Annotated in this window: 20 protein-coding genes; 7 read left to right on the top strand and 13 right to left on the bottom strand. The window is 72.0% G+C overall.

The window, feature by feature from the left end:
* Positions 1-744: 744 nt before the first annotated feature.
* On the bottom strand, positions 745-1,104 hold the full coding sequence (locus ABGB06_RS29225; protein WP_347594819.1) for a transposase: 360 nt from the start codon (positions 1,102-1,104) through the stop codon (positions 745-747).
* 404 nt (positions 1,105-1,508) lie between these two features.
* Here ABGB06_RS29225 and ABGB06_RS29220 point away from each other — a divergent pair, with 404 nt between their 5' ends.
* On the top strand, positions 1,509-2,708 hold the full coding sequence (locus tag ABGB06_RS29220) for a M23 family metallopeptidase (protein ID WP_347594817.1): 1,200 nt from the start codon (positions 1,509-1,511) through the stop codon (positions 2,706-2,708).
* A gap of 180 nt (positions 2,709-2,888) precedes the next feature.
* Entirely contained in the window at positions 2,889-4,031 is a 1,143-nt protein-coding gene (locus ABGB06_RS29215; protein WP_347594815.1) for a S8 family serine peptidase, read from the top strand.
* Positions 4,032-4,070: 39 nt separating this feature from the next.
* Here the strand turns inward: ABGB06_RS29215 and ABGB06_RS29210 are convergent, their stop codons facing one another.
* From ABGB06_RS29210 to ABGB06_RS29175, 8 genes are all read right to left on the bottom strand, one after another.
* Positions 4,071-5,603, bottom strand: coding sequence for a HAMP domain-containing sensor histidine kinase (locus tag ABGB06_RS29210; RefSeq protein WP_347594877.1), 1,533 nt, complete (start codon positions 5,601-5,603; stop codon positions 4,071-4,073).
* Positions 5,603-6,358, bottom strand: coding sequence for a response regulator transcription factor (locus ABGB06_RS29205; RefSeq protein ID WP_347594813.1), 756 nt, complete (start codon positions 6,356-6,358; stop codon positions 5,603-5,605). Before ABGB06_RS29205 ends, ABGB06_RS29210 begins: the two co-directional genes overlap by 1 nt.
* 82 nt (positions 6,359-6,440) lie before the next feature.
* Positions 6,441-8,081 carry a CotH kinase family protein gene (locus tag ABGB06_RS29200; protein ID WP_347594811.1) on the bottom strand — a complete coding sequence of 547 codons (1,641 nt, stop codon included), beginning with the start codon at positions 8,079-8,081 and terminating at the stop codon, positions 6,441-6,443.
* Positions 8,081-8,758 carry a DUF4956 domain-containing protein gene (locus ABGB06_RS29195; RefSeq protein ID WP_347594809.1) on the bottom strand — a complete coding sequence of 226 codons (678 nt, stop codon included), beginning with the start codon at positions 8,756-8,758 and terminating at the stop codon, positions 8,081-8,083. Before ABGB06_RS29195 ends, ABGB06_RS29200 begins: the two co-directional genes overlap by 1 nt.
* Positions 8,755-9,642, bottom strand: a complete 888-nt coding sequence (locus ABGB06_RS29190) for a polyphosphate polymerase domain-containing protein (RefSeq protein WP_347594807.1) — start codon at positions 9,640-9,642, stop codon at positions 8,755-8,757. Before ABGB06_RS29190 ends, ABGB06_RS29195 begins: the two co-directional genes overlap by 4 nt.
* 339 nt (positions 9,643-9,981) lie before the next feature.
* Complete coding sequence (locus ABGB06_RS29185) at positions 9,982-11,529, bottom strand: DHA2 family efflux MFS transporter permease subunit (RefSeq protein WP_347594805.1); 1,548 nt, start codon at positions 11,527-11,529, stop codon at positions 9,982-9,984.
* Positions 11,499-12,119, bottom strand: coding sequence for a PadR family transcriptional regulator (locus ABGB06_RS29180; RefSeq protein WP_347594803.1), 621 nt, complete (start codon positions 12,117-12,119; stop codon positions 11,499-11,501). Before ABGB06_RS29180 ends, ABGB06_RS29185 begins: the two co-directional genes overlap by 31 nt.
* A 103-nt stretch (positions 12,120-12,222) precedes the next feature.
* The gene (locus tag ABGB06_RS29175) at positions 12,223-12,846 is read right to left on the bottom strand and encodes a LysE family translocator (RefSeq protein WP_347594801.1); all 624 of its coding nucleotides are present in this window, start codon (positions 12,844-12,846) and stop codon (positions 12,223-12,225) included.
* Positions 12,847-13,074: 228 nt separating this feature from the next.
* On the opposite strand from ABGB06_RS29175, the gene ABGB06_RS29170 reads away from it, so the two are divergent.
* Entirely contained in the window at positions 13,075-13,689 is a 615-nt protein-coding gene (locus ABGB06_RS29170; protein ID WP_347594799.1) for a glyoxalase, read from the top strand.
* A gap of 51 nt (positions 13,690-13,740) precedes the next feature.
* Here ABGB06_RS29170 and ABGB06_RS29165 read toward each other — a convergent pair whose 3' ends face one another.
* Positions 13,741-14,328, bottom strand: coding sequence for a hypothetical protein (locus tag ABGB06_RS29165; protein WP_347594797.1), 588 nt, complete (start codon positions 14,326-14,328; stop codon positions 13,741-13,743).
* Positions 14,329-14,370: 42 nt separating this feature from the next.
* Positions 14,371-14,925, bottom strand: a complete 555-nt coding sequence (locus ABGB06_RS29160; protein WP_347594795.1) for a hypothetical protein — start codon at positions 14,923-14,925, stop codon at positions 14,371-14,373.
* 769 nt (positions 14,926-15,694) lie between these two features.
* Here ABGB06_RS29160 and ABGB06_RS29155 point away from each other — a divergent pair.
* Both ABGB06_RS29155 and ABGB06_RS29150 read left to right on the top strand, forming a co-directional pair.
* Entirely contained in the window at positions 15,695-18,481 is a 2,787-nt protein-coding gene (locus ABGB06_RS29155) for a DEAD/DEAH box helicase (protein ID WP_347594793.1), read from the top strand.
* A complete protein-coding gene (locus ABGB06_RS29150; RefSeq protein WP_347594790.1) occupies positions 18,478-19,767 on the top strand; it encodes an SWIM zinc finger family protein in 1,290 nt (429 codons plus the stop codon). The genes ABGB06_RS29155 and ABGB06_RS29150 overlap by 4 nt, the downstream gene beginning before the upstream one ends.
* A 100-nt stretch (positions 19,768-19,867) precedes the next feature.
* Here ABGB06_RS29150 and ABGB06_RS29145 read toward each other — a convergent pair whose 3' ends face one another.
* On the bottom strand, positions 19,868-20,752 hold the full coding sequence (locus tag ABGB06_RS29145; protein WP_347594788.1) for a hypothetical protein: 885 nt from the start codon (positions 20,750-20,752) through the stop codon (positions 19,868-19,870).
* Positions 20,753-21,064: 312 nt separating this feature from the next.
* Here ABGB06_RS29145 and ABGB06_RS29140 point away from each other — a divergent pair, with 312 nt between their 5' ends.
* Together ABGB06_RS29140 and ABGB06_RS29135 are read left to right on the top strand one after the other, a co-directional pair.
* Positions 21,065-21,229 (top strand): hypothetical protein, encoded by a 165-nt coding sequence (locus ABGB06_RS29140; RefSeq protein WP_347594786.1) that lies wholly within the window; start codon positions 21,065-21,067, stop codon positions 21,227-21,229.
* A gap of 209 nt (positions 21,230-21,438) precedes the next feature.
* On the top strand, positions 21,439-23,124 hold the full coding sequence (locus ABGB06_RS29135) for a GAF domain-containing protein (RefSeq protein WP_347594875.1): 1,686 nt from the start codon (positions 21,439-21,441) through the stop codon (positions 23,122-23,124).
* A 13-nt stretch (positions 23,125-23,137) separates the two neighbouring features.
* Here the strand turns inward: ABGB06_RS29135 and ABGB06_RS29130 are convergent, their stop codons facing one another.
* Positions 23,138-24,154 (bottom strand): hypothetical protein, encoded by a 1,017-nt coding sequence (locus ABGB06_RS29130; protein ID WP_347594784.1) that lies wholly within the window; start codon positions 24,152-24,154, stop codon positions 23,138-23,140.
* Positions 24,155-24,189 lie beyond the last annotated feature (35 nt).

Raw genomic sequence — 24,189 nt, 5'->3', positions numbered from 1 at the left:
GTGAGGGTGGTGGGCGCTTGGGCGGCGCCGGTCGAGGGAGTGCGGGCCGGACCCGCCGGCGCGGGCTCCCGAAAGGCACAGCTCAGAGGCCATGCGGGAGCGCCGGTGCGCTGGTCGGACCAGGCGGCTCGACGGCCCGGTCCACACTTTCCCCGGGGTTCTAGGGGAAATACCAGTTTCGCTGGTCTTTCGGATCGGTAGCGCCCTCGAGAGGCACGCCGATCCACTCCGGATCCACCGCCGCCCACCCGGCGTAGCCCCATGTCTGCGAAAGCATGTCGTATTGACGCCGGTTAAGGCGGTGATGGCAGGACCGTGCGCAGGGCGACAGCCCACGGATCTGACTCTGGCCGGTTCATCCACGTCAAGTCCCCCGTTGAGAACAGTCCCTGTGGAACTCACAGGTGACGGGACCTCGCTTGTATGGCTGCTATGGCGTCTCCACGGTAACGCATCTCTGGCGTCCCGCATCCCTCGGTATGTTGATACGCGTAGAAGGGGTCCGTCAACAGGTCGCGTCGACGTTGTCAATTGACGATCAAGAACTGGTCGCGTGTCTCATGTGGTGAGTTTACAGGCCCGTTTGAGCGGGTCGGCGATGATTCGAGGGCAAGGGAAGTGGCAGTGGGTGCTAGGGATTTCCTTATGTTGCCGAGGCGCCCCTCGGTGGTATGGGATCCCGGGGAGATTGATGATTCAACTTTGGGAAGTCGAGTCGTCCCCGCGGCGCCGAACGCGGACCCGTCAGCGGTCCGCCCGGTGCGCGCGAACGTGGGCCGCGTCCACGATCGCCGAGACCCAGTCGGGCTCGCCCCGGGTCACGAGTCCGTCCAGCACGGCCTGGTTCAGTCGCCGCCACAGACCGACCTCGGTCCAGGCGGAGAACCGCCGGTGCGCGGTGGCGGGGGAGACGCCCAACCCCACCGGAAGGTGTCGCCAGGCGCAGCCGCTCGTCAGCACGTACACCACCGCGGTGAACGCTGCCCGTTCGTCCACGGGGGCGGTGCCGCCCCCCTGTGGGCGGGACGCGAACGACGGGAGCATCGGCGACACAATCGACCAGAGTTCATCAGGAACCAACCGCTGCGACAGTCCAGGATGCATGACGTGTATGATGACGCGTCTGTCTGACACGGTGTGATACGTCGTGTGACACCACGTGAGACAAAGGCTGAATCGGATCGCTGGCGTCGACTCCCCGTCCGCGGCCCCAGGAGTTCCTTCCTCCCACCCCGCTGACCTGCCGCGATGCGTCGCCGTCGGGGAGCGGAACGACGGCCCCCGGATCGGCTCCGCGCCGCCCTCGCGCCCGGTGTGATCCGGCCAGGGACCCGAACCGACGGCTTCCGTTCGCGAGCCGGCCACGTCTGTCGCACACCATGACGCTCACCTATGCTGCGGCATGGGCGGAGAGTCACCATCCGAGTCCCCTTCGCGAAGTGCGGCTGCCGACGGGACCCCCGGCCGCCGAGAGGCCGTCCCTGCCCCAACGGACGAGGAGCTCTGACATGGCCCTTCCGCTCCTGAACGTCGGCCTGGTGCTCGCCGTACTCGGCGCCGTCCACTGGTACCTCTGGCGGCGCCTGGTCAGGGACGTCTTCCGCGGGGGTGGCCCGTGGCGGCGCGCCGGCACGGTGCTTGTGTGGTTGTGTTCGGCCGCCGCCCTCGGCGTGCTGGTCTCCGGACCCGACGGCGCGCCCTTCGCGGTCGTCGGCGTCCTCCTCGCGGCGGGTTCGCCCTGGTTGACCCTGCTGCTCTACCTCGCCCCCGCGCTGCTGGTGGGCGAGTTGATCCGCCCCCTGCTCCGCCGCGGCCTCGCCCGGCGCGCGGACCGCCGGGCCACGCGATCGCCGGACGGGCCGCACGAGAGCGATCCGGCGGCCGGGCCGGCGGACGACCCCTCGGCCGCCGATGCCTCACGTCGGCTCTTCGTCGCCCGCACCGTCGCCGTCGGAGCCACCACCCTCGCCACCGGAATCGCCTACGCTGAGGCCGTGGCCGGCGACGGACCAGGTCAGGCATCGGGTGCCGGGGCCCCGGGGGTCGAGCTCGCGCTGCCCTTCGCGGGTCGGTGGCGGGCACGGAACAGCCCGGCCCGGCGGGTCCCGAGTCACGGCACCGACGTGTTCGGCGGACGGTACGCCATCGACTTCGTCGGCGTGGACGACCGCCACCGGACGGCCGGGGGCGCCACCTGGCGGACCCTGTTCGCCACCGAACCGCCGGAGATCTTCTACGCCTTCGGCCGGCCGGTCCTGGCCCCGGCGGACGGCACCGTCGTCGAGGTGCACGACGCCGAACCCGACCACGACGCGCGGCGGTCGCAGTTCGCCCTGCTGCCCTACGCGTTGGGCCAGGCCGGGCGGCTCCGCCAGGGCGTGTCCGCCATCGCCGGCAACTACGTGATCATCTCGCTCCGGGACAGCGGCACCCACGTCGCCCTCGTGCACTTCAAGGCCGGCTCCGTCCGCGTCTCCGTCGGCCAGCGGGTGGTGACGGGCCAGCACCTCGCGGACTGCGGCAACTCCGGCAACTCGACCCAGCCGCACGTGCACATCCAGGCCATGGACGGCGCGGACCCGTCGGTGGCCCGGGGCGTGCCGATGCTGTTCCGGCGCTTCCGCGAGTGGCCCGCCGACTCGGACCAGGCCCGGGACAGGGAGCGGGCGATGCCCGAGGAGAACGCCGTGGTGGAGGCGTTGCCCTAGGGAAGTCCAAGGGATGCCCTAGGGATTCACCTCGTGGTCGCGCCGAGGCCTTGTGCCGCCGATCCCGCTCCGGCAGGGTGTCGCACCGGCAGGTGAGCGACAGAGCCTTCGACGCGAGGGGACAAAGTGCGAGCAGCTTCGGTAACTATTCGCCGTGCAAATGTCGTTACCGTTATTTCGGTGGGCGCTCTGTTGGTCGTGGGCACGTCCGCCACCCCGGTACACGCCGAGGAGTTCGGTCGCGTCGTGAACTCCGGAAGCGCCGCGGCGGTGAACGGAAGTTATCTCGTGGTGTTCGAGGAGGGCGCCCGGCCGAACATCGCCGACGAGTACGGCGTGCGCGTGCTGGAGAGGTACGGCAGCGCGCTCAACGGGGCCCTCGTCGAGGCCGACGCGGAACAGGCGCGGCGCCTGGCCGGCGACCCGTCCGTGCGGGTGGTGGAGCAGAACACCCGGGTGGAACGGGTGCCGTCACCCGCGGCGACCCAGGCGGGCTCGACGTCCTGCGGCCTGGACCGGATCGACCAGCCGGCGCTTCCCCTCGACGGCTCCTACGACTACCCGGACCGCGCCGGGAGGGGCGTCGACGTCTATCTGGTCGACACCGGCATCGACTACGACCACCCCGATCTCTTCCCGCGCGCCAGGCCGGGCTTCGACGCCTTCGGCGGGGACGGGAGTGACGACAACGGAAACGGCACGCATATGGCCGGCATCATCGGTGGCACGGAATTCGGTGTCGCAAAGCAGGCCGAGCTCATCTCCGTGAAGGTGCTCAATGCGGAAGGCGGCGGAACGATCGCCGGTGTCGTGGAGGGGATCGACTGGATCACCGAGCACGCCTCCGGTCCCTCGGTCGTCAACTGGGTCATCGGCCTCCCGGTGAGCGACGTGGTCGACGAGGCGGTCCGGGCCTCCATCGCGTCCGGGGTCACCTACTCGCTGGAGGCCGGCGCCGACTCCGACGACGTCGCCAACGCCTCCCCGGCACGGGTGGCCGAGGGCATCACCGTGGGCGCCTCCGACTGCGCCGACCAGGTCGCCTCGTTCAGCAACCACGGGGCGGGGCTGGACCTCTACGCTCCCGGCGTGGACATCACCTCGGACGCGCCGGGCGGCGGAACGTCCACCATGACCGGCACCCACGTCGCCGCGTCGCACGTCTCCGGAGTGGCCGCGCTCTATCTCGGCGACCACCCCAGGGCCACCCCGCGCGAGGTGGGCCGGGAACTCGTCCGGGCGGCCGTGGACGACACGCTCACCGGCGTGCCGACCACCGACACACCCAACGCGCTGCTCCAGGTCCCGACCCGCTGCCGCTGACCTCCCCCGGTCCGCGAGACCCCCCTCCCGGCCTCCTCCTCATCCCGGGCCCTCAGGCCCGGGATGAGGATCGGCGGGCAGGACGAGGCGGAAGGTACAGCCGTCGTGGACGTCGAGCTCCAGACGCCCACCGTGCGCCTGGGCGATGGTCGCGGCGATGGTCAGACCCAGGCCGCTGTTCCTTCCCTCCCCGGGATGTGCCGGGCCGGCGCGGTAGAAGCGTTCGAAGACGCGTGCGGCGTCGGCGGGCGTGAGCCCGGGGCCCTCGTCGGTGACCTCCAGGACGTGGATGGGGACGCCGCGGAGGAGCGGGGGCGACGTACTGCTGCGCCCGGGGCGGTCGGTGCCCCGGCGAGGGCTCGCGACGGTGGTGCCCACGCGGACGTGCACCGGCGTGGCCGGCGGGGTGTGGACCAGGGCGTTGGTGAGGAGATTGACGGCGACCTGGCGAAGACGGTGCGGGTCGCCCGTGGTCTCGACGAGATCCAGTTCGGCCCCGTCACTCTCGGACAGCGGGGCGAGGTCCACCCGGCGGTCGACGTGTTGGACCGCGGTCGCGGTGATCGCGTCGGCGGCCACGGACAGCAGGTCGACGGGCTCGCGGGCGTAGGTGGGTTCGCGGTCGAGGCGGGCGAGCAGGGTCAGGTCGTCGATGAGCAGGCTCATGCGCTCGGCGTTCTGGGCGATCAGCCGGCTGGCCTCGCGCCGGTCGTGCTCCGGCAACCGGTCGTCGCGGGCGGTGAGTTCCGCGAACCCCTGGATGGCGGTCAGCGGGGTGCGCAGCTCGTGTCCGGCGTCGGCGACGAAGCGCCGCAGCCGTTCCTCGGATGCCTGGCGCTGGCGGAGGGCCTCGTGCAGTCGCTCCAGCGTGGTGTTCAGCACTCGGCTGAGGCGTCCGATCTCGGTGCGGTCGTCGGTGTCGGGTAGCCGGAGATCCAGGTCGCCCGCGGTAATGCGCCGCGCCGTGCGTTCCACGCGGGTCAGCGGGAGGAGACCGAGACGCACCGCGGCGTGGCCGAGCAGCAGCAGGCCGACCACGGCGATCGCGCAGAGCACGAGGTTGACCACCATCAGGGTGGAGATGGCGTCGTCGACGTTGTCCAGCGGCAGCGCCACGACGGCGAGCATGCCGTCCGGGCCCGGCTCCTGGAGCAACACCCGCCAGCGACCCTCGCCATCGGTGGCGGGCAGCGTCACCGGGTGCCCGGGGCGCAGGTCCAGGTGGTTCGCCGTCCCGGGCAACTGAGGGCCGGGGGAGCGGTCCTCCCCGAGCACCTCGTCCACCAGCCGACCGGCGCTGTCGTAGAACCGGACGTGGAAGTCGGTGGGGAAGGGGCCGGGCCCCTGTCCGGAGCCGTGGACCCCGTCCGGGTCGGTGACGTCTCGGTAGAGCTCGGAGGGTACGTGGAAGACGGCGAGTTGCCGGTCGACCTGGTCCAGCAGCACGGAGTTCACGACGGCCTGGCCCGCGGTCTGGGAGGCGAGGACCGCCGCGAGGGCCAGCAGGGTGACGCCCAGGATCAGGCGGTCGCGCAGGGATCGGGGGCGAGGCAGTCGGGCGAGCGCGCGCATCATGCCGAGGCGGAGTCGACGTCGTCGCGGGGGAGGCGCAGGCAGTAGCCGACGCCGCGGACGGTGTGGATGAGCGGCGGGGGGAACCGGTCGATCTTCCTGCGCAGGTACTTGATGAAGGTGTCCACGATCCTGGTGTCGCCGGCGAAGTCGTAGCGCCAGACCTCCTGGAGGATCTCCACCTTGGACCGCACCCGGTTGGGCCGGGAGAGCAGGCAGACCAGCAGCCGCAGCTCGGTCGGGGAGAGCCGCAGGCGGGTTCCGGCGCGGTGGACCTCGTGGGCTATCAGGTCGACCTCCAGGTCGGCGTAGCGCAACACGCCGTCGTCGGCCGGACCGGGCTCGTCGGCGGCGCGTGCGGCCACGGTGGCGCGCCGGAGGATGGCGCGGATCCGGAGCAGCACCTCCTCGACGTGGAACGGCTTGGTGACATAGTCGTCGCCACCCGAGCTCAGTCCCGTGATCCGGTCGGGGAGGTCGCCGAGCGCGGTCAGCAGGAGGACGGGCGTGTAGTCGCCCGTGGCCCGCATCCGGCGGGTCACGTCGAAGCCGGTGAAGTCGGGCAACATGACGTCCAGGACCACCAGATCAGGGTGGGCGTCCCCGACTCGGGCGAGCGCGTCGGATCCGGTGGTGGCGCTGGTGACCGCGTAACCGGCCGCGCGCAGCGCGGAGACCAGCAGGGCGTGGATGCTCGGATCGTCTTCGACGATGAGGACATGGCGGGGGGCGTGCGGGCCCGACCGGTCAGCCATGGCGCTCGGATGGTCCGTTCTGTCGTGGGGGTGGGCCGGGGAGGGGTGGGATCCGGCGGCGTCCCGTCCCCTCCCCGGGGCTTCATCCGGTGACCACATCGTTGGCCGCGAGGGCCCGGGTGCGGTCGGTGATCGTGGTGCGCAGGCTCTCCGCCGCCGTGTCGAGGGCGGCGGCGTCCACGCCGGCTTCGGCGACCTGACGGGTGATCTCCTCCAGGGCGTCGAGGGCCTGGTCGGAGCCGTAGAACTGCTCGTACAGCCGCGCGTAGGCCGAGTGGTACCTGGCGGTGAAGGCGTCCTCCTCCAGGAACCGCTCCTTGAGGACGTGGCCCATCATTCCGCCCTCGGGTGCCTCACCCTCCGGCATCTCACCCTCGGGCATCTCGCCCTCGGGCATTTCGCCTCCCGGGAATCCCTCCGGCATCTCACCCTCGGGCATTTCGCCTCCCGGGAAACCTTCCGGCATCTCACCCTCGGGCGGCTGCCCTCCGGGAGCGTTGTCCTCGGGCGGCTGGCCGCCGCCCATGCCGCCCATGCCGCCCTGCTCGTCCGGGCCGGTGTCGGCCGCGCCGGCGAAGGAGAGGTTGTAGTCCCAGCCGAGCACGCTGAACTTCTGGGTGTCCAGGTCGTACCAGAGGAGGTAGTTCCGGCCCGGCCCCGCCATGTCGTCCGAGTTCAGCAGCAGGTTCTGCGTGGCGACGTAGGTGGCGAAGGACTCGACGTCGACGTGGTCGGCGAGGTGGTCGGCGAACTCCTCGTCGCTGGCCTGGTTGGCCCATCTGATGAGGCGGATCACCGGCCCGAGGTCCTGGCTGCCCTCCTTGTTCAGCTGTTCGAAGGAGTCCTGGTAATCGGTGGGATCGTCCCCGACGTACTCGAAGCTGCCCTCGGCGCGGGCCCGGTACAGCACGCCGTCGCCACCGAGCTCCGTGGTGGCGTAGTCGGTGCTGGGGTTCTCCACCAGCAGACGCGTCACCGTCGGGCGGTCGTTGACCGTCACGGAGGCGAAGCTGTAGGGCTCGGCCGGCTGGCCGCTGTCGGCGGTGAGACGGAGCGACAGGGCCTCGTTCAGCGGAATCTCCGCGTCGCTGCCCGGCCGCAGGGAGATCTCCCGGTGCCCCTGGTAGGTGCGGCCCTCGACGTACTCGTCGATCCTGACCAGCCAGGGCAGTTCCTCCGGCCGGTCGGGCGACAGGTCGTAGACCGTCATGCCGCCGCCCGGACCCTGCTGCTCGCCGTCCCCGCCGCCGGGCGGTTGGCCGCCGGGGAACTGTTGGCCGTCCCCGTCCCCCGGCATCCCGCCGAGGCCGCCCTCGCGCAGGCTCATCAGCGTCGAGTTGCCCTTCAGACGGATCCCCACGTCCTCCACGACGGTCCCGTCGATCGTGAGGTCGGCCCGGATGAAGTCCTTGGTCCCCTCCTCGCGGAACTCGTCCATCATCCGGTCGAAGTCGTCCTGGGTGTAGTCCAGCCGGACCGAGTGCGCCTCCGAGGCGTCGTACAAGTCCACTGTCCCCTCGATGTCCTCGGTGATCTGGTCGGCCTCGGCCTGCGAGGCGCTGAAGACAAGGGGCGCCACCCGGGAGTCACCGAACACGACCACCAGGATGCTCAGACCCACCAGGAACGTGGCGGCCGGCTTCCAGTGCTGCCGCAGCCGCACCGGCAGGCGGTTCCTCAGCCGTGGTCCGCGCGGCACGCGCCGGACGCTCGCCTCGCCCATCACAGATCGGTCTGGTCGTATCCGGTCAGCACACTCACCCGCTGGCCGAAGGTGCGTTCCTGCAGCGCCGCGACCAGCTCGCCCGGTTCCGCGCCCTTCTTCAGCCGCACCGTGTAGAAGAGCTCCGACAACGCGCCGCCGCGGATGCTCTCGGTGCTGACCAGCTCGAACTCCGTCGTGTACCTGATCAGCACGTCGCGGATCGCCGGACTGTGGTCCTCGCCCGTCGGCACCTGTACCTTCACCACCTGGCGCTGGACGTTCAGGTGGAACCAGTTGAAGCGGTGCATCACCACGACGATCAGGCAGATCGCGGCGGCGGCGACGGCGGCGAGCGTGTAGAAACGGGCGCCGCAGGCCATGCCGATGCCCATGGTGAGGAAGACGAACCCGACGTCCCTCGTCTCCTTGATGGCGTTCCGGAACCGGATCACCGACAGCGCGCCGACCAGGGAGAACGCGCGCGCCAGGTTGGAGCCCACGACGAGCATGATCAGCGCGATGACCATGCCGATGATGACGAGGGTCTGCACGTAGGACTGGCTGTAGGAGATGTTGCGGTGGGTGCCGCGGTAGACGTAGCCGATCATCGTGCTGAGCACGAACGACAGCCCCATGGCCAGGACGATGTCCATGACGCTGAAGGTTCCGCTGAGCTCCTGGACGTCGAAATTCACGAGACTCGTGCCTCCGTGCGGGTCCCGGTGACACGGGACGGATGGGGGGATGTGTGCGAGGCGCTGGGCAGGTCCTCGCCGGTGACGTGGAAGACCGACCGGGGCGCGCGGCCGAACGTCTCGATGCTCTGGACGTACTTCGACACCCTGATCAGGCTGAGGTTGCGCCGGGCGGCCAGGTCGGTGACCCAGTAGGGGGTGCGCTCGTTGACCTTGACCTCCATCACCGCCAGGTGCGGCGGAACGATGAACCGGTTCTCCGGGGTGGCGGTGCCGAAGTGAAAGTCACGGTCCCGACCACGGACGCGCCGGTCGAAGGTGACCCGAAGCCCGGTGTCCTGGTCGCGTCCGACCAGCGCCTCGCGCTGGTACCCGGTGATCGCGGTGGGGCACAGGTTCAGCCGGACGATCAGTTCCAGCACCTCGTGTACGAACGGTCGCTCCGCGGCGGAGTGGTCGATCAGCTCCCGCCCGTCGCACAGCCGGAGCGCCGACCGGTACGGCAGCGCGATCCGCCGCTTCTGGGTCACCCGGTTCACCCGCTGCTTCACCTCGACGCACACCAGCGAGTCGTCGGTCACCGACGCCAGGTCGCCGTAGTGCCGGATGCGCAGCTTCCGCCGGAACCTCAGCCCTTCGATCTTCTCCCAGTAGAAGCGCAGCCGCGGGGTGTCGTAGTACAGACTCCACACCCCGTAGCCACCGGGCGGGCTGTTCACGTCGCGATCCATCCGCTCGGCCAGCTCGTCGCGGATGTCCCGGGCTTCCTCCACCGGAACCAGGTACTTCAGTTCGTACCGGTTGAACGCGTGGAGACGGCTGGCGACCCGCGGTGGCTCCGCCGCCTCCCGCGTTCTCCGTTCCGCCTCATCGGCCTGCGCCACGCGCGACGCGCTGACCTCCGGCGCACCGGATCCGCCCGTCCTGCTCCCGACGCGCCTTCTGGGGGGCCGCAGCACCACCTCGGGCACCTCCTGTTCCTTCAGCCCCGTCTGACGTACCGGTGGCAACCCAAACAACGGCGTCTGAGAGGAACATGAGAATTGCGGGAGAACTCCCGGAAAACGCGAGCGGCGCCTCAGGTGAACACCGGAGGTCTCTCCGGACCCCCGTCGGTGCGGCCGGTGGCCGGTCGGGCCGCGGTCAGGAGCCGGGCGGAGTCGTCCGCTTGAACTGGGCGAATATCTTGGCGCTGGCCTGGTTGTTCTCGCCGGCTCTCGTCGTTACGGCCGTACGGCCGCCCGGTCCTTGGCGCTCGTGGTGCCGACGTCCGGGGTGCCGAGCACGGCCGGCCTGGTGAAGCAGAGCGCCGCGACCAGCCCGACCACGATCACGCCGGCCGGCAGCAGCAGTGCCTGCGTCATCGCGTCGCTGAACCCGTCGCGCAACGCCTCCGGCAGGTGGCCGCCGCCGGCCATGGTGGCCTCGGTGGCGTCGCCCCCCGACCCCGCCGCGCCGCCGCCGAGGTGGGCGGCCAGCCGGTTCTCCATCAGGGCCGAGATGCTGGCGCTGCCGAGCACCGCCCCGACCTGGCGCGTGGTGTTGTAGACGCCGGCGCCCGCTCCCGCCCGGTGCATCGGGAGGTTGCGGGTCGCCGTCGTGCCCAGCGGCGACCACATGAACCCGTTGGCCACCCCGAGCAGCGCCATCGGCAGCAGGACCTGCCAGATCGGCACGTCCGGTGAGGCGACCAGGCTCAGCCAGACCAGCGCGACGGGGAAGGCGGCGAGGCCTATCCCGGCCAGCCTGCTCGGGTGCGTCCGGTCGGTGAGCCTGCCGACCCACGGCGCCAGGCAGCCGGAGATGAGGGCCATCGGCACCAGCAGCAGCGCCGCCTGCGTCGGGCTGTAGCCGCGCACCATCTGGGCCCACAGCATCAGCGGGAACGACATCGCGGTGATGGCGAAGCCGACCGTGGTGATGGCCGCGTTGGCCAGGCTGAAGTTGCGGTCCCGGAACAGGCTGAGCGGGATGAGCGGTTCGCCGGAGTTGCGCGCCTGCCAGTACAGGAAGCCGGCGAGCACGACGACGCCGGCGACGATCAGGCTCCACACCGAGACCGGGCCGCTGATGGTGCCCCAGTCGTAGGTCTGCCCCTCCTGGATGCCGAAGACGAGCAGGAACATGCCGACGCCGCTGAGCACCACGCCGAGCAGGTCGAAGCGGTGCCGGTGGGTGTCCAGCGCGGGTACCAGCCGCAGGGCGAGGAAGAAGCCGACCACGCCCACCGGCACGTTGATGAAGAAGATCCACTCCCAGCCCAGCGAGTCGACCAGGGTGCCGCCCAGAAGAGGGCCGACGAGCGTGGCGATCCCGGCGACGGCACCCCACAGGCTCATCGCGCGGCCGCGCTGGTTCGCGGGGAACGTCCGGGTGATCACCGCCATGGTCTGCGGCGTCATCAGCGCCGCGCCCAGGCCCTGGAAGATGCGGGCGGTGATGAGCTGCTCGATGCTGCCGGTGAGCCCGCACCACAGCGACGTGCACGTGAAGAGGGCGAGCCCGGTGAGGTAGAGGTTCTTCGGGCCGAACCGGTCGCCGAGTCGGCCGGTCACCAGCAGCGGGACGGCGTACGCCAGCAGGTACGCGCTCGTCACCCAGACCACGGAGTTGACGTTGGCGTCCAGGTCTTCCATGATCGCCGGCATCGCGACCGACACGATGGTCGAGTCGACGAGGATCATGAAGAAGCCGAGGACCAGCGCCCACAGTGCGGGCCATGGGCTCACGGCCGCGCCCTTCACGGCCGTGTGGTGGTCTCCAGAGGCCACGGGAACTCCTTGCTGTGCAGTCTGGCTGTGAGGGAGCGGATCCAGGCGAGTTCGGCGGTCTGGACGGTGCGCCGGTAGTCGACGACGAACCAGTACGCCTCGGGCACGCCGGCCTCGCTGACCTCGTCGATCAGCGCGTCCGCCTCGCGGAGCATCGCCTCCAGACGCTCCGCCCGGTCCTCGAGGTGGCCGATCACCTGCTCGCGCGGCAGGTTGTGCGCCTCGCCGAGGGCCAGGGGGAACTGCGGGTACTCGTTGACCGGCGCGCCGAGCATGTCGCTGACGCTCGCCACGAGCGCCGCGCGACCGGCCGGCGTGATGGCGTACGTGGTCCGCTCGGGCCGGTTGCCCGCCCGTTCGGTGGCGACCGGCTCCGCCAGCCCGTGGCGTGCCAGCCGCTCGACCGTGTGGTAGAGCGAGCCGGGGTTGACCTTCACGATGCTGTCCGCGTGTCGCTCCCTGAGCAGCGAGAACAGCTCGTAGGGGTGCATCGGTCGCTCGACGAGAACAGCCAGACAGGCCACGGCGAGAGGGGTGAGGGTCCGGATCGCGTGCTCCCGGGATCGATGGCCGTCCGTTGGTCGGCCCATATGTACTATCCCACGCGGAATAGTACACCCGGTTCGAACGGCCGTTCACCCGCCGCCCGGCGGGCGCGGCCGAGCGCCGCGCCTCGCCGACGGCCTTCGCCGGTCAGGTGGTGGCGATCCGGATCCCGAGGCCCACGAGCAGGGTGCCCATCGCCGCGTCCAGGGTGCGGCGGACCCGTTTCGAGGTGAGCAGGCGGCGCAGCGCGCCGACCACCACCGCCAGCACGGTGAACCAGGTCAGCGTGACGCTCGCGGCCACCCCGGCGAGCAGCAGGTGGTCGACGACGGTCGCCGAGGTGGGCAGGTACTGGGGGAGCAGCGCGACGAAGAAGACCGCCACCTTGGGATTGAGCAGGTTGGTCACCACGCCCTGGCGGAACGCGGCGAGAGCGCCGGTCGCGCGGGCGCCGGGGACGTCCTGCTCCTCGGCGTAGTCGCCGCGGCGGGTGGCCAGCAGCGCGCGGATGCCGAGCAGCACCAGGTAGCCGGCGCCGACGAGCTTGACCACGGTGAACGCGACGGCGGACGCGGCCAGCAGGCCGGCGACGCCCATCGCGGTGACCACCGCCCAGGTGAGGACGCCGACGGCGATCCCGGCACCGCACGCCATTCCGGCCCGCCGGCCGGAGACCATCGCGTTGCGGGTGACGATCGCGAAGTCGGGGCCCGGTGCCATCGCGGCGAGCAGGACGACGCCGCCGAGCGCGACGAGCTGGGTCACGGACATACGGCCACGCTCCCGGCGTCGCGACCGCCCCCTGGCGCGCGCACTCCGGCACGGCGCCCGGGGCGCGACGAGCCCGGTCCGCGGATGGACGAGGAGTAGGTCATCGGTGTCCTCTCGTTCGGGCCGGACGGTCCCTGAATACTGTCAGGGGCACCGCCCGGTCGGCCGCGACCGGACCGGTCAGGATTCGAGAAGCGTGGACCCCCGAGTCGCCCTAGCGTGACGGTCATGGCTTCCATCGAGTTCGTCACCGTCGAAGCGGCCGACCCCACGGCCGCCGAACGCTTCTACACGACCGCCTTCGGCCTGGGCGACGAGGTGCGCTCGCGGGCCTCGGAGACGCCGACCACCGGCTTCCGCGGCTTCACGCTGTCGCTCGTCGTGTCCCAGCCCGCCACCGTCGACGGGCTCGTCGGCGCCGCCGTCGACGCGGGCGCCACGACGCTGAAGCCGGCCGCCAAGTCGCTCTGGGGCTACGGCGGCGTCGTACGAGCCCCGGACGGGACCATCTGCACGGTCGCGTCCTCGACGAAGAAGAACACCGGTCCTGACACCCGCCGGATCGACGAGCTCGTGCTCCAACTGGGCGTCGCGGACGTGGCCGCCAGCAAGCGCTTCTACGTCGACCGCGGCTTCGCCGTGGAGAAGAGCTACGGCAGCAGGTACGTCATGTTCGCCGCGCCGTCGAGCCCCGTCAAGCTGGCGCTCTACCGGCGCCGTGGCCTCGCCAAGGTCGCCGGCGTCTCGCCCGACGGCACCGGATCGCACCGGCTCGCGCTCGGCAGCGACGCCGGGCCGTTCACCGACCCGGACGGCTTCGCGTGGGAGCCGCCGTCCCGCTGAGCGGGCGGCCCGTCCGGGGCCGGGAACGAGCCCGCGCCGGCCGGCGCGGGCTCAGGCGTTCCCGCCCCCCTGGCCCTCGTCGAGCAACCGCTGGTACCAGTCGCGCAGTTCGTCGCCGCCGTTGCGGCGCCACTCGTCCACGGCGTTGCGGAAGTCCCGGATCGACTGGCGGCCGCGCACGATGTCGTCCTCCAGGTCCTCGAAGGGGTCGCCGAGATTGGCCAGCCGGGCCGGCTCCTGGATCTGGAGGCCGGAGAACAGCGGTTCCTGGTAGAAGGGCAGGTTCCGCTGCTGCCAGGAGGTGTAGTCCTCCACCACCTGCGGCAGGTCGGGGTAGGCGATGACGTCCGCGGCCGAGCAGATGAAGACGTAGGTCTCCGCGACGACGTCCCGGTTGCCCTGCTCGGTGCGGACGGGCAGCCCGTTCTCCATGGTGTAGTGGGTGCCCTCGATGCCGTACTGCTGCAGCCGCTGCTCGACGGTGCCGTACGGCGCGGCGGTGAAGCTGGCGACCTCCAGGGCCGCGCGGATCCGGTCCTCGGACAGGTTCTTGTTGACGAACGTCCAGATGCTGGCGCCGTTCCGGGACCACAGCACCGGATCGCCGCCGTCGTGGGCGAAGTAGTCGAAGCCGTTCATGTGGAAGTCGGGGTTGCCGGCCCGCTGTTCGGCGGTGGTGCCCTACCACGACCCGTCTCCGGTGAACCACATCAGCGACTCACCGGCGGTGAAGCGCGTCGCGGGGTCGCCCGCGACGGCGACCGCGTCGGGGTGGATCACCTCGGCCGTGTAGAGGGTGCGGGCCCACTCCAGGGCCTCCACGTACTCCTCGGTCTCCAGCTTGTGCACCAGCCCGCCGTTCTCCTGCCTCCAGTAGGAGGGCTGGTCGGGCAGCACCCCGAACATCTTCGAGGCGAGCCACTTCATGTTCTCGGAGGCCCACACGCGGTTGCGGGGAGAGGTGACGTCGACGCAGAAGTCGTGGAAGTCCCGGGCGTTGCCCGGCGGGGTCCAGCCGTTGGCGTCGAAGATGTCCTGCCGGTAGTAGGGGACGATGTCGCCGGGGATGGGCTGCGGCATGGGCAGGCCGCGCAGGGCCCCGCCGAAGACCGACGCCTCCCAGGCCACGGTGGGGATGGCGGCGAGGTTCGGGTAGTCGAGTGCCTTGTCGCCGGAGAGGTACGGGCCGAGGTCGGCGAAGCGGTTGGCGATGGCCTGCGGTATCTGTCCGGCCATCTCCCAGGAGGGAATGCACACCAGGTCGGGTTCTCGCTGCCGGCCAGGGTGGCGCCGAGCTTCTCGCTGTAGGACTCGCCGTCCTGGGTCTGCCAGCGCATCCGGGCACCGATGGCCTCGTCCATCGTGTTCCAGAACGGGTTGCCCGCCGACGGCGCGGTGCCCCACAGCGGCGTCATCGCCGAGAACCGCCCGCTGCTGCGGGGTTCCGGCACGGTGACGCCCAGTTCCTCCTCCGGGATCCACCGGGTGAAGCCGGGGCTGGCTCCTTCGGGGGCCGGGATGTCCGGCTCCACGCCGCTGTCCGACGCCCGGTACGTGGGCAGGATGGAGCTGAGCTCGTCCTGGGAGACCCGCCCCTCTCCGCCGCCGCTCCCCTCGCCGCCGCAGCCGGACAGCAGCGGCATGCCGCTGACGGTGGCGGCGGCGACTCCGGTGGCGGTGAGGAACCTTCTCCGCCTCGGCCCGGAACGTGAGTTCGGCATGACAACCTCGACCCTTCCTCGGAGACAGCCCCTCGGCGGTGCTACGCCTCGCCGGGGCCGGTCGCGAGACCTCCGCGGGAGGACCGGGAGGACCAGCGGGAACCGGTCTCGAACTTGATTTCGAGCCAAAGCCTATAAGTGCCGAGGGGGCGGCTAATAAGTCATGAGAACGAGTTTGTTCGAGGATTCTGTCGCGGACTTCGCTCGGCACCAGAGCCGACGTGCGGCCCTCGTGGTCGTCATGCTCGCCTGAACCCTCCGACGCGGTCCGTACACTCGGCCGGGTGACGGAACTCGGCAGGTGGGACGTGGTGCGCGGCCCCGTCGTCTTCCTGCCGGGAAGCCCGCCTCGCCAGGGTCGGTTCGCCCTCTGGTCGTCGCAGGGCGATCCGCCTCCGGACGCGGACGCCGAGCTGGAGGTGGTGCGCGCCCATGGGCGCGGCGTCCGCAGGATCACGGTCCCGGCCCGGTTGTGCACCGTCGCCGAGGCCCTGCCGTTCCTCGTGGCGGCGCGGCACGACGGCGCCGTGCACCCGGCTGCCGCCTGTTGGGGTGCCGCCGCGGAGCACGCGCTGCACCTGGTCGCCCGGGGCCGACTGCTCCCCGGTCTCACCGACTCCGGCCACGACGCCTGGCGCGCCGGACCGTTCGACGCCGAGGACGTGGCCCACCTGCGCGCCATCGCGGCCGCGATGCCGTACGAGGCGCGCGCGGTGCCCGTCGAGAGCACGCCGCCGCGGTTGCCGGACGCGGAGGTGCTGCTCCGCGAGTTCCTCGACGCCGTCGCCGACACCCTTCCGCGTACCCCCGGCGCCCCGGCCGCCGCCGGCGCGGAGGCGTACGCGGCCGTCGAACCCCAGCACCTGCCGGCAGCGGCGGGCTGGGCGGCCGAGGTAGCGGCGGGCGCCGACGCGGGCGTGCGGATCTCGCTGCGGCTGCACCTGGCGGCGCACGAGCTGTACGAGCCGGACGCCCGCCCCGCCGCCGTCGCCGTACAGGTGCACAGCCTGGCTGACCCGACGCTGCTCGCCGACGTCCGCGCCCTGTGGGACGGCTCGGCGCGTGCCGGTTTCGGACCGCGCGCCCGCGTCGACACCGTGCTGGCGCTGCGCCGCGCGGCCCGGGTGTGGCCGCCGCTGGCGCGCCTGCTGGAACGGTCGGTGCCGGACACCTTCGTCCTGGAGGACGGCGAACTGGCCGAGCTCCTCGGCCCCGCGGGCCGCCGTCTGGATGCCGCCGGCGTCAGGCTGCACTGGCCCAGGACGCTGCTGCGCGACCTCACGGCACAGGCGGTGCTGCGCCCCGCGCCCGGCACGGCGTCGAACGAGACGGGTTCCTTCGACGCCGAACGGCTGCTGGAGTTCCGCTGGCAGGTGTCACTGGGCGGACTGCCGCTGACCGAGCGGGAGATGGACGAGCTGGCCGAGGCCCGGCGCCCCCTGGTGCGGCTGCGCGACCAGTGGGTGGTGGTCGATCCCGAGCTGGTGCGCAAGGCCCGCAAGCGCGCGTTGGGCTACCTCGATCCGGCCCAGGCGCTCGCCGTGGCGCTCACCGGCGAGGCGGAGGTGGACGGCGAGTCGGTGCCGGTGCGCCCGGTGGGCACGCTGGCCGAACTGCGCGGAAGGCTCTCGGACGTGGCGCCACCCGTCGCCCAGCCGCCGGAACTGGCCGCCACCCTCCGCGACTACCAACTCCGCGGCCTGGCCTGGCTCGACCGGGTGACCTCAGTCGGTCTGGGCGGCTGCCTCGCCGACGACATGGGCCTCGGCAAGACGATCACCGTCATCGCCCTCCACCTGCGCCGGCAGCCCGCCGGGCCGACCCTGGTGGTGTGCCCCGCCTCCCTGCTCGGCAACTGGCAGCGCGAGATCGAACGCTTCGCTCCCGGCGTTCCGGCGCACCGCTACCACGGCGCGGGCCGTTCCCTGGACGCCGCCCGCCCCGGCATCGTCCTCACCACGTACGGCACGCTGCGTACCAGCGCGTCCCAACTGGGCGCCGTGGACTGGGGCATGGTGGTCGCCGACGAGGCCCAACACGTCAAGAACCCGCACGCCGCGGCCGCCAGGGCGCTGCGCACCCTCCCGTGCCGCGCCCGCATCGCCCTCACCGGCACTCCCGTCGAGAACAACCTCTCCGACCTGTGGGCCATCCTCGACTGGACCACCCCGGGCCTCCTCGGCGACCTGAAGAACTTCCGTGCCCGACACGCCCGCGCCATCGAGTCCGAGGGCGCCCCGGAGGCCGCCGAGCGGCTCGCGCGCCTGATCCGCCCCTTCGTGCTGCGCCGCCGCAAGTCCGACCCCGGCATCGCCCCGGAGCTGCCTCCGAAGACCGAGACCGATCACCCGGTCGCGCTCACACGGGAGCAGGCGGTGCTGTACGAGGCGGTGGTACGCGAGGCGCTGGAGGAGATCGCGACGGCGGACGGTGCGATGACCCGGCGCGGCCTGGTGATGAAGCTGTTGACGTCCCTGAAGCAGATCTGCAACCACCCGGCGCAGTTCCTGCGCGAGGAGAACGCCGTGCTGCCCGGCCGCTCGGGCAAGCTGGAGCTCCTGGACGAGCTGCTCGACACCATCCTGTCGGAGGGCGGCGCCACACTGGTCTTCACCCAGTACGTGACGATGGCCCGGCTCCTGGAGCGCCACCTGGCGGCGCGCGGGGTCCGCGTCCGGTTCCTCCACGGCGGGACGCCGGTGCGGGCGCGGGACGAGATGGTCGACCACTTCCAGTCGGGCGAGGTCCCGGTGTTCCTGCTGTCCCTCAAGGCGGGGGGCACGGGCCTGAACCTCACGCGCGCCGCCCACGTCGTTCACTACGACCGCTGGTGGAACCCGGCGGTGGAGGAGCAGGCCACGGACCGGGCCTATCGCATCGGCCAGACACAGCCGGTGCAGGTCCACCGGCTGATCACCGAGGGCACCGTGGAGGACCGCATCGACGAACTGCTCCTGGCGAAACGCGCCCTGGCCGACGCCATCCTGGGCGCACAGGGCACGGAGACCGCCCTGACGGAGCTGTCGGACGCGGACCTGACCCGGCTGGTGACGCTGCGGAGCGAGCCGTGAGCCGGGAGCCGGTGCGCGTCCCCAGCGACGACCGCCGCCGTACCTTCCCCGCCTTCGCCGCCCGTCCACCCGGTTCGCGCGAGCCGTTCGCGGACACGTGGTGGGGCGAGGCGTGGCTGGCGGCGCTGGAGCGGACGTCGATGGACGCCGGACGCCTCGCGCGGGGCCGCACGTACGCTCGCGCCGGCCATGTGCTGGACGTGACCGTGACGCCGGGCCGGGTCGCGGCACTGGTGCAGGGCAGCCGCCCGCGCCCCTACCGCGTCGAGGCACGGCTACGCACACTCACGGACGCGCAGTGGGATCTCCTGCTGGCCACGGTGGAGGCCGAGCCGGACCATATGGCGGCGTTGCTGGACAAGGAGATGTCGCGGACCCTGGCGGATTCCGCCACGCGGGCGGGGGTGCCGCTGCTTCCCGGCGCCGACGACCTGGTTCCGCACTGTTCCTGTCCGGACCGCGGCCACCCGTGCAAACACGCGGCCGCGTTGTGCTACCAGGCGGCGCGGCTGCTGGACGCGGACCCGTTCGTCCTGCTGCTGATGCGCGGGCGAGGGGAGTCGGAGCTCCTGGAGGAGTTCCGGATGCGGAACGCGGCGCGGACGACGCGGGAGTCGCGGCGCATGCGGACCACGCCCGCCCGCGAGGTGCTGAGCCGCGGGCTCCTGCCCCGGCTTCCGCCCCCGCTCCCGCTACCCGACCACCCCGGCCCGGCCCCGGCGTTGCCGGACGCACCCGCGGCGGTCGCACTGGAGGTCACCTCCCTGGAACTGCTGGCCGCGGACGCGGCGAAGCGCGCCCACGCGGCCCTGCGCGCCGGGGGAGCCCCGATGCCGCCACCGGACCTCTGGTCCGACGTGGTCCGCCTGGCGGCGGGGGCTCCCACCGCGGGTCTCACGCGATCGACCCGGGCGTGGTACGCCCGCGCGGCCGCCGCCACCGGCCGCACCCCGAAGGCCCTGACCCGCGCGGTCGCGGCCTGGCACCAGGGCGGCGCCGAGGCCCTGTCGGTCCTGGAAGACTCCTGGAACCCGCCCGCGGGACCCTTCGACCGCGCCCGCCCGGCGCTGGCCGCCGCCGGCCTCCCCCGCCTGCGCCCACGAGCCAACCGGCTCACGGACGAAGCCCGCGGCGTCCAACTCCGCTTCGGCCGAAACGGCCACTGGTATCCGTACGCGGCGGAGCCCGGCACCCCGGAGACGGCCGAGGACGCCTGGTGGCCGGAGGGAGCCCCCGACGAGAACCCGGCGGCGGCGCTCACGGCGCTGCTGGCGCCGGAGCCGTGAGACCAGATCCGGGCCGTCCCCTTTCGGGGACAGCCCGCTTGCCTGCCCGCGCCCACGCCGCGCGGGCCCGCGTTCCGCTTATGAGGGCTCGCCTCGCTCGCTACCAGACCGGTCTCGCGGTCGGGTCCGGCACCTCGGTGGGCACGGCGCGGACGGCGGTGATGAGAATGGCGCCGGCCGCCATCAGTGCGATCTGTCCGCAGGCGTACACCAGCCAGGGGGCCGGGGAACCCCACGTTCCGTGGGGGACGCTGGAGGCGACCCCGGCGCCCAGGGCCAGCAGGCCGGTCATGCTCAGGCTCGTCCAGGTGCACGTCGTGACTCGCCGGGCGTAGAAGACCTCGTGGAGCCAGTGGTCCGAGGCCCAGGGCGGTGGGGGCGTGGGCGGCGCTCTCCACCAGCAGCGCAGGAGCACCGCCATCAGCGCGGCGCCGCTCGCGGACATCGTGGCGTCGGCCCACGGAGAGACCCGGCTCCCCAGGATCGCGTGGACGAAGATCATGGACGACCCGGTCAGTATGAACGCGGCGAATTGCGCCGTGAAGTGGACCAGCCCGCGGAAGAAGCGCACCTCTCCGTGCGTGTCCCGTTCGTAGGCCCGCAGCAGCCACGCGAGCGCGGCGATGACCACGACGGTGTCCGCCCCGAGGATGGCGCCGGCGAGCACGGCCTCGGTGTTGGCGCGTGAGCAGACGCGTTCGCCGGCGATGACGGCGTACAGGTAGGAGGCCGTGGCGAGCCCGGTGAAGCAGGGCAGTAACAGCCGCAGACCGCGGGCCCCGTGGCCGTCGCCACCAGGGGGATTGCGCACTCCGATCACCGTCACGATGCCGGCGAAGACGAAGCCCGCGACGATGCCGCAGAAGGCGCTCATGGCGCCGGAGGAGGCGATGGGATCCCAGTCGATCGGGTCGCCCTGGCAGCCGAGCGGCTTGAGCGTGACGACGCCGGTCGGAGCGCGGGTCTGGACTGCTGACTGATCCATCGCCGCCGACGCTGACACGCGGAGCCGTGCGCCCACCGGGACTCGGTGAGGAACCACCAGAACGGGGCGGTCGATCGTCGAAACACACGTGCCGGGGGCGGACCATGGGATACCCTCCGCCGTCGCCCGTACGAGACGCGCGCACCCGCTCGGGCCGGTTGGCTCGGTGGGCCGGACCCCGTCGGGCCTGTCGGTGTCGGCGCGGGAACGGGCGACGGTCCGGCACTGGGTCGAGCGCATCCCGCGGGAGGTCGCGGCCGGCCTGTCGGCCGACACCCCGGTCTCACGGTCTCCGCGAAGCGGATCACCGGCGTGCCCAGTGCCGTGCTCGCCGCGGCGGACGACGCCCGTTGCTGGACCGTGCCGCCGGTGTGCCGGCGGTTGCGCGACGCGCGGATCGGCGCGCGTATCGGGCCGGTCACCCACGTGCGGCATCACTGCGAGGTCCGCCGGCGGTCGTGCCGCACCGGTGAGTGACCTCCCAGCGCCTCGGAGGCGACTCGCGCGCTCCCACATGCTCCCCGAGCACCCGTGGCCGTCGTTCTGCCACGACACCCGAGCGCGGGTGCGTCGTTGGTCGGTACGGTGATCCTCAGCGCGTAGGTCCACGGGGGCGGTCCAGCTCATGGAGGGCGCGGGTGAGTGAGGGTGCGGGCGGCGAGTTCCGGGGCGGGCGGGTGCCTCGGATGCGGCTGGACGAGTTGCTGGAGGAGTTGCAGGCCCGGATCGACGAGGCACGCGGCACGCGGGATCGGGTGCACAGCCTGTTGGAGGCGGTGCTGTCGGTGGGGCGGGAGCTGGACCTGCCGCAGGTGTTGCGCAGCATCGTCGAGGCCGCCGTGGTGCTGGTGGACGCCGAGTACGGCGCGCTGGGGGTGATCGGTGGCCATGGGAGGCTGTCGCAGTTCCTGCCGGTGGGCGTGACCGAGGAGCAGATCGCGGCGATCGGCCCGCTCCCGTCGGGGCATGGGCTGTTGGGCGAGCTGATCCGGCATCCCGAGGCGTTGCGGTTGCCGCACCTGTCCCAGCACCCCAACTCTCACGGCTTCCCGCCGAACCATCCGCCGATGGACTCGTTCCTTGGGGTGCCGATCCGGGTCCGGGACGAGGTGTTCGGGAACCTGTACCTCACGGAGAAGCGTGGTGGCGGGGAGTTCGATGCCGAGGACGAGTCGGTGCTGTCGACGCTGGCCGTCGCGGCTGGGGTGGCCATCGAGAACGCGCGGCTGTACGAGCAGTCGCGGCATCGACAGCGGTGGCTGGAGGCCAACTCGGAGATCATCGGCGGCCTGTTGTCCGGAGCCGACGGCATGCCGGCGCTCGAGTTGATCGTGGGTCACGCCCGTCGCATCCTGGGCGCGGACCTGGGGTTGCTGGCGCTGCCGGAGGGCGAGGGGGACGATCTGCGGGTGGCGTTGGTGGCGGGGCCCGGCGCGGAGGCGCACCGGGACCTGAGACTTCCTCGGGTGGGGTCGTTCGTGGGCGCCGCGGTGCTGGCGGGCGAGCCGGTGACGAGCGAGGACATCAGCGTCGACCCGCGCGCGTCTGCCGCTGGTACGGCTCGGTGGGCCGGGCTCGGGCCGGCCGTGGCCGTGCCGATGCGGATCGGGGAGTCGATGCGCGGCGCGTTGTTGCTGGTCCGCTCGGCGCGACAGGCGGCGTTCGCGGCGGACGAGACGGCGTCGTTGCTGACCTTCGCGGGGCAGGCCGCGCTGGCCATGGAACTGGCCGAGCGGCGCCGGACCGCCGAGCGGCTGTCGGTGCTGGAGGACCGGGACCGTATCGCCAGGGATCTGCACGACCTGGCGATCCAGCGGTTGTTCGCCACCGGGATGACGCTGCAGAGCGCGGTGCGGTTCGTGAAGGACCCCCAGGCCAGCGACCGGTTACTGCGGGCGGTCGACGACCTCGACGAGACGATCAAGATCATCCGCTCGACCATCTTCGGGCTGCGGGCCCACGAGTCGGGACCGGCGGTGGGAGGCCTCCGGGTGCGAATGGCCCGTACCGTCGAGGAGTTCGTTCCGACACTCGGCTTCACCCCGAGCCTGTTGATGGAAGGGCTGCTGGACACCGACGTGCCCTCCGACGTCGCGGACGACGTGGTGGCGGTGCTGGGCGAGGCGTTGTCGAACGTCTCCCGGCATGCGCGGGCCGGCTCGACCGCGGTGGCCCTGACGGTCAGGTCCGGCGAGCTGTGTCTGGTCGTCTCGGACGACGGCGTCGGGCTTCCGACGGACTCGGGTGGGCGGCGCAGCGGGCTGCGGAACCTCGCCGAACGGGCGGAACGGCTCGGCGGCGCGCTGGCGTTGGACGTCCCGGACGGTGGTGGTACGCGCCTGACGTGGCGCGTGCCGGTGCCGCGTCGCTGACGCGCGCCGGTCCTCACCGGCCGCGAGTCTGGCTGACCACGTCCTCGGCCCGGCGGCGCGGGGTGGGTGCGCCTTCCGGGCCGTAACCGAGGCGGACCAGCATGTGGGCGTGGCCGGACTGCCGCCCGGTACGCGCCAGCGCCCACCGTAGGTCGGGCCATTCAACGGCCTGGTGCAGCAGCGAGGTCCGCACGGCGTGGGTGGTGGCGGTCAGGAGGAGGCGTTCGAGGGCCTGGCCGGCGCGCAGCCAGTCGGCGCGGCGGTCGTGGGCGGTCGTGAGCACGGCGATGGTGGGGGCGCGTTCGAAGTCGAGCACGGTGCGCCGCCCCTGTCCGTGCCGGTGGGTGAAGTCCCGCATCGGTACCGTGCCGGTCGCGTCCCGAACGCCCAGGGCGGCGGCGGGGAGACCGTCGGTGGTGGTCTCGCGCAGCCAGAGCCGGTCGTCCCTGACCCGGCCGGGATCGGCCGCGTTGCGGTGCTCCGCCTCCCAGGTGAGTCGCAGCAGGCGGGCGGTCTCGCTCCGGTCCGGCCAGAACAGCGCCGCTCCCTCCGCTTCGGCCGCGGCGGTCAGTTCGTCCCGCACCACGTCGGGGAGGGGGATCTCCTCGAAGGGGAAGCGGCTGCTGTGCCGTCGCCAGACGGCGTCGTACAGGCCGTGACGTGTCGCCTCGTACAGCCCGTCGTCCGGGTCCGCGTGCCGGTGGCCGCGTCGGGGGCGCGGGACGAGTCGCACGCTGGCCAGTGACCGCGGGTCCGCCGGACGTGGCAGTGGTCGTACGACGGGTGTCCAACCGAGGTGGGTGGCGGCCACGCGAAGGTTGAACAGCGCGGCCCCGACGGACAGGTACAGGGCCTGCCCTACGGGATCGGTGCGCCGCAGCCCGCGTTCCGGTGCGGCGCGCACCTCCAGCGTGGTCGTGTCCGGGTCAAGTCGGAACCGCCAGGGCTGGGAGTTGTGGATGGAGGGTGCCGACGCCGCGGCGGAGATCAGCGTCTCCAGGGCCTCCGCGTCGAGGGTGACAGACGACATGGGTTGCTCCTCCCGGGCTGTCCGTGCGGTGCCTG

The organism is Streptomyces sp. B6B3, assembly GCF_039871525.1.
GTDB lineage: Bacteria > Actinomycetota > Actinomycetes > Streptomycetales > Streptomycetaceae > Streptomyces.
The sequence above is the reverse complement of the archived record's forward strand: the minus strand, read 5'-3'. Positions and strand labels throughout refer to the sequence as shown.

What these genes read in the sequence shown, in the direction of transcription:
- ABGB06_RS29170 (WP_347594799.1), top strand. Translation starts at nt 13,075, where the DNA reads ATGGCTTCCATCGAGTTCGTCACCGTCGAAGCGGCCGACCCCACGGCC.
- ABGB06_RS29210 (WP_347594877.1), bottom strand. Translation starts at nt 5,603, where the DNA reads ATGCGCGCGCTCGCCCGACTGCCTCGCCCCCGATCCCTGCGCGACCGC.
- ABGB06_RS29145 (WP_347594788.1), bottom strand. Translation starts at nt 20,752, where the DNA reads ATGGATCAGTCAGCAGTCCAGACCCGCGCTCCGACCGGCGTCGTCACG.
- ABGB06_RS29130 (WP_347594784.1), bottom strand. Translation starts at nt 24,154, where the DNA reads ATGTCGTCTGTCACCCTCGACGCGGAGGCCCTGGAGACGCTGATCTCC.
- ABGB06_RS29220 (WP_347594817.1), top strand. Translation starts at nt 1,509, where the DNA reads ATGGCCCTTCCGCTCCTGAACGTCGGCCTGGTGCTCGCCGTACTCGGC.
- ABGB06_RS29200 (WP_347594811.1), bottom strand. Translation starts at nt 8,081, where the DNA reads ATGGGCGAGGCGAGCGTCCGGCGCGTGCCGCGCGGACCACGGCTGAGG.
- ABGB06_RS29205 (WP_347594813.1), bottom strand. Translation starts at nt 6,358, where the DNA reads ATGGCTGACCGGTCGGGCCCGCACGCCCCCCGCCATGTCCTCATCGTC.
- ABGB06_RS29180 (WP_347594803.1), bottom strand. Translation starts at nt 12,119, where the DNA reads ATGGGCCGACCAACGGACGGCCATCGATCCCGGGAGCACGCGATCCGG.
- ABGB06_RS29160 (WP_347594795.1), bottom strand. Translation starts at nt 14,925, where the DNA reads ATGGCCGGACAGATACCGCAGGCCATCGCCAACCGCTTCGCCGACCTC.
- ABGB06_RS29135 (WP_347594875.1), top strand. Translation starts at nt 21,439, where the DNA reads ATGCGGCTGGACGAGTTGCTGGAGGAGTTGCAGGCCCGGATCGACGAG.
- ABGB06_RS29175 (WP_347594801.1), bottom strand. Translation starts at nt 12,846, where the DNA reads ATGTCCGTGACCCAGCTCGTCGCGCTCGGCGGCGTCGTCCTGCTCGCC.
- ABGB06_RS29225 (WP_347594819.1), bottom strand. Translation starts at nt 1,104, where the DNA reads ATGCATCCTGGACTGTCGCAGCGGTTGGTTCCTGATGAACTCTGGTCG.
- ABGB06_RS29165 (WP_347594797.1), bottom strand. Translation starts at nt 14,328, where the DNA reads ATGAACGGCTTCGACTACTTCGCCCACGACGGCGGCGATCCGGTGCTG.